Source organism: Thalassolituus sp. UBA6592, assembly GCF_002433655.1.
Classification (GTDB): domain Bacteria; phylum Pseudomonadota; class Gammaproteobacteria; order Pseudomonadales; family Oceanobacteraceae; genus Venatoribacter.
Window position 1 is genome coordinate 22951 of record NZ_DJIO01000191.1, and the last position, 7483, is coordinate 30433.

At 55.0% G+C, this 7483-nt stretch carries 6 protein-coding genes; 4 read left to right on the top strand and 2 right to left on the bottom strand.

Annotated features, from left to right (window positions below; all coding sequences use genetic code 11):
- Positions 1-5: 5 nt before the first annotated feature.
- The gene (locus B2Z72_RS19080) at positions 6-1124 is read right to left on the bottom strand and encodes a 1-acyl-sn-glycerol-3-phosphate acyltransferase (protein ID WP_297005632.1); all 1119 of its coding nucleotides are present in this window, start codon (positions 1122-1124) and stop codon (positions 6-8) included.
- 120 nt (positions 1125-1244) lie between these two features.
- Between B2Z72_RS19080 and B2Z72_RS19085 the strand changes: the two genes are divergently transcribed.
- On the top strand, positions 1245-1649 hold the full coding sequence (locus tag B2Z72_RS19085) for a hypothetical protein (RefSeq protein ID WP_296980747.1): 405 nt from the start codon (positions 1245-1247) through the stop codon (positions 1647-1649).
- A 42-nt stretch (positions 1650-1691) separates the two neighbouring features.
- On the opposite strand, the gene B2Z72_RS19090 is transcribed toward B2Z72_RS19085, so the two are convergent.
- On the bottom strand, positions 1692-2231 hold the full coding sequence (locus B2Z72_RS19090; protein WP_296980749.1) for a helix-turn-helix domain-containing protein: 540 nt from the start codon (positions 2229-2231) through the stop codon (positions 1692-1694).
- A 159-nt stretch (positions 2232-2390) separates the two neighbouring features.
- On the opposite strand from B2Z72_RS19090, the gene B2Z72_RS19095 reads away from it, so the two are divergent.
- From B2Z72_RS19095 to B2Z72_RS19105, 3 genes are all read left to right on the top strand, one after another.
- The gene (locus tag B2Z72_RS19095) at positions 2391-4226 is read left to right on the top strand and encodes an EAL domain-containing response regulator (RefSeq protein ID WP_296980751.1); all 1836 of its coding nucleotides are present in this window, start codon (positions 2391-2393) and stop codon (positions 4224-4226) included.
- Between the two features lie 101 nt (positions 4227-4327).
- Positions 4328-4588 carry a hypothetical protein gene (locus tag B2Z72_RS19100; RefSeq protein ID WP_296980753.1) on the top strand — a complete coding sequence of 87 codons (261 nt, stop codon included), beginning with the start codon at positions 4328-4330 and terminating at the stop codon, positions 4586-4588.
- A gap of 24 nt (positions 4589-4612) precedes the next feature.
- Complete coding sequence (locus tag B2Z72_RS19105) at positions 4613-7426, top strand: insulinase family protein (protein WP_296980754.1); 2814 nt, start codon at positions 4613-4615, stop codon at positions 7424-7426.
- Positions 7427-7483 lie beyond the last annotated feature (57 nt).

The window sequence follows — 7483 nt, forward strand, 5'->3', positions numbered from 1 at the left end:
ATACGTTACAGCCCGGTGATGCCTTTGGCTGGTACGGCATAGGTGGTCAACAGGCGTTTACCCTGCTCTTCCGTCAATGCCGCTGTTCTGCGTTTCAGTTCTTCCGCCGCTTTCATTTCATCCCCTTCACAGGGACGGTTCTGCAGCAGGTTGGCCGCCGCCTGATGCACAGGCAGGAGTTCTGTCAGTTCATTCATCTGACGGTCGATGGCTGCAGCCATGGCTTCAGCCGATTCGATATCCTCACCAGTCAGTGGTTTACCGAAATCGACAAACACCCGGCCTTTGTATCCGGTCAGACCGCGCAGAATGCTGCGGGTGTCTTCGTCACTGCTTTTCTCGTAGGTGCCGGATTCTTTACGGATCACCAGCTCACGGGCCTTCTCGGCATCGCAGGGGTCCCATTCATACTGAATGGATACAGGTACAGGACGCATAGCCGCCATGGTTTGCGCAAAGCTTTCATCACGGGCCCGGCCATTCAGCGCCAGCATTTTCAGAACAGCGGTATCTGTCTTATCAATACCGTCTTTTGCCCGACCTTCACGCTGAGCAATCCAGATCGACTGGTCGGCTTCCAGCGACTCCCTTATGTAAGCAGATAAACGTTGCAGTTCCTTTAACTTCTCACGTTTATTGGTCAGCGAGCGCTTTACGATAAAGCTTTTGTTGAGGCGCATGATGTCGGCGATGTCCGGATTGCGCAGCAGGTTATCACCGATGGCGATACGGCTGGTCGGCCAGCCCTGCTGATGCAGACTGTAGTTGATCAGCGTCGGGTCCATGGCGATATCACGGTGATTGGAAATCAACAGATATGACGTGCCGTGATCCAGTTTATCCAGCCCCTGCACCACCACCTCATCGGTTGAGTTGGCCACCAGCTGCTGAACCCAGTCAGCCACCATGTCCTGAAAATCTTTCACATGTTCAACACGGGCAATGTGCTGACGCAGTTTACGGCTGATGAACGGACGCAATAAAGCGAGCAGCCAGCCCGGCATGGCGGGATAACGATAGCGGATCAGGGCATTGATTAACTGAGGTGATCCGGACAACCGCTGGAGAACGGGTTTAACTTCCTGATCATTGTAGGGGCGTATATCGGCGTAGGGGTCCAGCATGGGGTCTCTCTGTGGCTGTGGCAATACTGCACTGACTGTTCACTACAGCATTCCTTATCTGTAAGCGCGCCATAGTATATCCTAGGCACTGCCGCAGAATAATATACAGAGGTCCAATTAATGATTACCGAATGGGTGCCGGCTGGCACCGGCGCCGACGCCATCGACCAATCCCTGTTACAACGCTTCGCCGGTCTGGCAGAAACGCTGAAAGCGGACCCTGCTGCTGTGATCAGCAGTGTAGAGGAGTCTGAACTGAACCGGGCACAAAGCTGGCTGAAAATGCCGGAAGCGAGCTGGCAAACCGCCATCAGCAAGCTGGAGGAAAAGGACCTTTTCCCACTGGCAGTGTTCTTTACACTCGGCGAAATGAAGCTGCCAGGCTGGCAATGTGGAGCGTCAAACCCTGCGATCTGGTTATTCCGCTATATGAAAGCCAACAACCTGTCGCCGGCTAAAGAAGAAATCCGCAGTCTGAAGAAGCTGACGGACAACCGTTTTATTCCTTACGGCAGCGTACTCTGACACGCTTTGCGAATAAAAACAGGGGCGATACTCAAAGCCATATCAGGCCGCAGCATCGCCACTGAGCGCATCAGACAGAGCCGCCTGATCGGCTGGCCACTGATAGGCATACCATCCCTCCGGAGCTCCGGCATTCTGGCCACTGCCCGACAGCATTACCGTCAGAACTTCGCGGTCGGCGTCGCGTATCAGACGGGAAACCGATACTGCCTGAGCCGCGGAGGATACCGCAACCGCACCGGGCTGATGCTGAGCCAACAGGAAACCGAACTGAATCGGATCTGTGGTAATCAGCGGTTCCCAGCCGACACGGCGCACAAACGACGCGATTTCAGCAGTCGGATCACCATCCTGCGCCAGCAGTACCAGCGTTCGTCCACCCAGCGCCAGATCTTCCGGAACAGGCATGTTGTTATCCTGCAGGAAGTTAATAAAACTGTTCACCGGAATACGGTTATCACCGCGCCCGGGCAGCTTGTAGGCATCCAGGTGGCCGCGCTCGATCCAGCGGATCACTGTGCGAAAATTCACGCCGCAGTATTTGGCGACCTCACCCGTGGTTAAAGCTTGTTTATCCCTCACAGCATGATCTCAAATTGGCTACTACACTGAATCCAGTATAGATAGCCTTTCGCCTTTGCAAGGAGAAATCGGAAAAAATCCTAAACCCGGCATCAGGCTAGTGGCTCAGCGCCTGCTATGGTTGATAATACAGGCAGAAGATTTTCACGGAGACAATGAATGCAGCACAACATCCTATTGGTAGACGATGAAGCCGGAATCATTCACGCCATTCGCCGTATGCTGCGTTCGGAACCCTTTACCATTTATGAGGCCGGCAACGCTGATGAGGCGCTGGCGGTCATCGCCCGCCACGATATAGATCTGATGGTCACTGACTTCAAAATGCCCGGCATGACCGGACTGGAGCTGTGTCGTAAGGTCCGCAAGCAATCCCCGACCACCTATCGCCTGCTGTTATCCGGTCAGGTGGATTACGGCGAACTGCGTCGTGCCTGGGCCGATGGCGATGTTCACCGCTTTGTGGCAAAGCCGTGGGATAACCTACTGCTGACCATGGATATCAAAGAAGGCCTGAAACAACACGCGCTGCTGGAACGTATGCACATCCTCGGTCAGCAGCTACAGACCGAACAGCCAACATTGCTGACCGACAGCAACTGGATCGTCCGTCTGGCGAACGCGCCGATGTGCCGTGCACTGCAATGCGAAGAGCAGGACCTGCTCGGTGTGAATCTGTTTGCTCAGGCACTGTCCGCCATGCCGGTGGCGCTGGAAACTGAAGTCACCCGACAGGTTGAAGACGGCAATACCTGGCTTGGCCATTTCAATCTGACCGGCCCAAGTCAGCAGAAACATCAGGCGTGGATGGCGATCGCCCCGTTAGGCGAACAATACCGGCTGTGCTCCTGTAACTGGGTATCAGAAGACCTGAATCCGGCCCGGGACATCAGTGACGAACTGAAACGCTACTCCGGCGAGCACCATCGGCAACGCCTGCAGCAGGCCGCGGATCAGGCCAGCCGCCAGCCGCAATTGATGGTTGTGTCGTTGACCGCTCAGGATGTCAGCATGGACCTGTCGGCCATGTGCTACGAGCGCCTGCAGGCAGCCACCGATGATCTGTATGAGATCTATTCCCCTGAACCACATACCTTCCTTATTCTGCTGCCAGCTGCGGTAAGCCCGCAGCAGATGCAGATGCTGCAGGACAATATTCTGCAGGATTTCACTCAGACCATGAGTTTTCAGGGCCAGAACCTGCTTCTGACACCGGAAATAAGCATCGAACAAAAACCTGCGGATATTGCCGACTGGAGTGAATGGCTGCGCCAGCGCCTGGGGCTGAAAACACAACCACAACCACAGGCCGCAGCAGAAACACCGTCAGCGCAACCCAGCGGGCAAACGGTTGCAAACGCGTTCACGGCGCTGCCGGTGTTTAATCAGCAGGGCGAACTTGTCGCGCTGCAGGTTCCGGCCAGCCCCCCCCGTGAGGCCACCGACTGGTCCGCCTGGCTGGATGAAATTGCCCGTGCCTGGCATCAGGATTTCAACCGTGACCTGCAGTTTATTATGACGGCTGCAGAGCACAGCGACGACAATATCCGGGCCTTTGCCACGCTGCTGCGCTCCTCTGCCATTCGCGCCAGCCTGACCATTATTCTTGGCGAAGACTGCGTCCTCAGTCAGGAAGAGGCCGATCTGAGCTGGCGTGATGAGCTGCGCAATCTGGGATGCCGCCTGTTTATCGCTAACTTCGGCCGCAGTTTCGTTAACTCCCGCCAGCTGCTCAGTCTGCCGGTACAGGGGGTTTGTCTGGCACCGGAATTCCTGACGCACATGCGCAACAGCAAATCACTGCCCCAGAGCCGCCGTCTGCTACAGCGTATGCACGACCATAAACTGGTGATTTACGCACCGAACATGGATAACACCGAGTCGCTGGCCTCCGCCCATCAATCCAATGTCGACTGGCTGTCCGGCAGTCTGCTGTCCGCGACCGTCAGCAGCGATCAGCTGGCCTGGTTCTCGTCCGCCGGCGAAATCGGCTGATTTTGCCGCTGTTCCGTTGCGGATGGCTCAGTCATCCGCAAAGGCTGCGGCATCCAGCGCGGAATCCTGTATCATGGGCCCGTTCAAACAGGAGCCTGAAAGTGAATAAAGACCAAGCCTACCATCAGATCGCCCTCGCCTGCCTGAAAGCACTGAAAGATCCGAAAGCCGCCAGTGCTGAAGATCCGGTAAAAAACCTCTACAGCGTTATCGACCAGGCCTTTGAGCAGCAGTTTGCGCTGTTACTGGCGGAACTGGATGACTGCAAACAGCGTCTGAACGCCATCGATCAGCTGGACCCGAAACGCAACTCACTGGCCGACGCACAGGTGATCGCCACCGCCAAAGGTACCGCACATTAATTTTTACCAGCCGCAGGAGAAGGCATGTTCTCGCCCCGTTACTGGATTTTTTTCATCATTGTTCTGGCCGCTATCTCATATTCTATGATCCGATCATCCCAACAGGACCCGCAGGAACTCACCGTCAGCCCTGCAGACACGTTCAGCTACCGCGCCATTACCCTGGATAATGGCCTGCGGGTTACGCTGGTTAACACACCGGATTCCGAAAAAGCCGCCGCCGCCGTCACCGTCGACGTAGGCAGCGGTGATGACCCTGAAGGCCGCGAAGGTCTGGCTCATTTTCTTGAGCACATGCTGTTTCTCGGTACCGAGCCATATCCGCAGCCGGGTGAGTACCAGTCATTTATCAGCCGGCACGGTGGCAGCCATAACGCCTTCACCGCCCATACCCAGACCACCTATTTCTTCGAAATCGATAACAACGCTTTAGAAGGTGCCCTCGACCGCTTCGCGCCGTTTTTTATCTCACCTACTTTTGATGAAGCTTACGTCGAGCGTGAAAAAAATGCCGTGCATGCGGAATACAGCGCCAAACTGAAAGATGATTTCCGCCGCATTTACTCGGCTGAAAAAATGGCGATGAATCCTCAGCACCCCTATGCGCATTTTGCTACCGGTAATCTGGACACCCTGTCCGACCGTGAAGGCGACAAAGTCCGCGATGATCTGGTCGCCTTTTATAAAAAACATTACTCCGCAGAACGCATGACGGCCGTAGTGGCCGGTAACTACCCGCTGGATCAGCTGGAACAATGGGCCCGCGGCCATTTTGCCGACGTACCTGTGCATAAAACTGAGCCGAGAGCAGAACGACCACCGCTGTTCAAAGCCAACCAGCTGCCGCTGGATATGAACATTGAACCGGTCAAAGAAATCCGTCGTCTGCAGTTTACCTTCGCCATGCCGGAAACCCGTTCGGTTTATACATATAAGCCAGTGCAGGTGATTTCCAGTCTGATTGGCCACGAAGGTGAAGGCAGTTTACTGGCGTTTCTGAAAGACAAAGGCTGGGCGGAAGGCCTGAGTGCCGGGCGCTCCATCGGCACCGAATTTGAAACCACGCTGGTCGTACAGATCCGTCTGACGCAGCTGGGTCTGCTGCACGTTGATAACATCACTCAGGCGCTGATGTATTACATCGATCTGCTGAAAACGGCACCACTGCCAGACTACATCTTTACTGAACAGCAGCAGCTCAGCGAGCTGGCATTCCGCTTCCAGGAACACGGTCGTCTGTCTGATTACGCCGTGCGTCTGAGCAGCAATATGCAGGTTTATCCGCTGAATGACACGATTTATGGCGACTACCACTGGCAGCCTGCGCCACAGAAAGTCATGCAGCCGTATGTGGATGCACTGAGCATTAACAGCATGCTGCGTACTCTGATTGCTCCGGGCGTTGTTACCGATATGACCGATCCATGGTATGGCACGCCGATCCGTATCCGTCCGTCGGATTACAATCCGGCAACCACCACCGAAGGACTGGATGCCCTGCATCTGCCAGCGGCAAACCCGTTTATTCCAACGGACTTTGAACTGCACGCCGGCGAAGCACAGGAACATCCACAGGCCATTATTGATGAGCCTGGCCGCCGCCTCTGGTATTACCCGGAACACGAATTTGAGCAACCTAAATCCCGGGTTGTGCTGCAGATTCAGAAAGCCAGTGTGCAGGACTCTGCCCGTCAGCGGGTATTGGCCCAGCTCTACGCCCGCACCGTACGTGAAGCTCTGAACACCTACAGCTATCCGGCATCAATGGCCGGTCTGGATTACAGCCTGAGCGCTACCGGACGCGGTCTGCAACTGGTACTGGGTGGTTATCAGCATAAAATGCCGGAACTGCTTAAGCGCATTCTGCAGGAAATGGACAGCATCACCCTCAGCGAAGATAACTTCGGCCGTTACAAGGCATCGCTGCAGCGCAGCCTGGATAACCAGCTGAAGAATAAACCTTATGAACGTGAACTGGATGTACTGAAAATCTGGCTTCATGAGCCTTCGTTTGATCCGGTACAGCTGTCTGACGCGCTGGCGGATGTCACCCGCTCCGACGTCATGGACTTTGCAGCGAAGGTACACGAACAACTGGCCACACAGATGTTTGTACACGGCACCATGAGCAAAGACAAAGCGGTGGCCATGGCAGATATTGTTAATCAGCACTTCCCTGCCAGCGCAGAGTTCCTGCAACGGTCAGCCATCGTCAAAGTGCCGGATGGCAAACACCAGAAAAATCTGACACTGGATCATCAGGACAAAGCCATTCTGCTGTATGTTCAGGGTCAGGATACCAGCGACGCCAACCGCGCCCGCTATTCTCTGCTCGGCCAGATTCTGAGTTCACCTTATTACCAGCGTATCCGTACCGAACTGCAGATGGGCTATGTGGTTTTCGCCACGCCGTATCCGCAGCGTGATGTTCCGGCACTGGCCTTTATCGTGCAGTCGCCGTCGTCATCTCCGCAGGAAATTATCGACCAGAGCCTGGCGTTCTTCAGCGGCTATGAAGAAACCCTGGCAGCCATGAGCGATGAAGAGTTCGCCTCTTACCGTCAGGGTCTGATTACGCTGCTGCTGGAAAAACCGAAAAACATGAACGAAAAAGCCGGACGCTTCTGGCGCGACATTGAAAGCGAACGCTGGAGTTTCGACACCACCACCGCGATTGCAACGGAGGTAGAGAAACTCAGTAAAGAAGATATTCTGGCTCTGTTCCGCAGCGCCATTCTGCAACAGCAAAAACCCTGGTTGCTGATTACTCAGGGTGGTACTGTCAATGACTGGCCGACGTTAGATGACAGCGATCGCAGCGCGCTGCCGCAGTTCTGACAACATGTTTCAAACGTAATTGAAAAGCGGCTTCCGGGCCACTGCTGTCCCACAGTT

Excerpts from the sequence above, each read along its gene's own strand:
- B2Z72_RS19080 (WP_297005632.1), bottom strand. The coding sequence starts at position 1,124 with ATGCTGGACCCCTACGCCGATATACGCCCCTACAATGATCAGGAAGTT.
- B2Z72_RS19085 (WP_296980747.1), top strand. The coding sequence starts at position 1,245 with ATGATTACCGAATGGGTGCCGGCTGGCACCGGCGCCGACGCCATCGAC.
- B2Z72_RS19095 (WP_296980751.1), top strand. The coding sequence starts at position 2,391 with ATGCAGCACAACATCCTATTGGTAGACGATGAAGCCGGAATCATTCAC.
- B2Z72_RS19105 (WP_296980754.1), top strand. The coding sequence starts at position 4,613 with ATGTTCTCGCCCCGTTACTGGATTTTTTTCATCATTGTTCTGGCCGCT.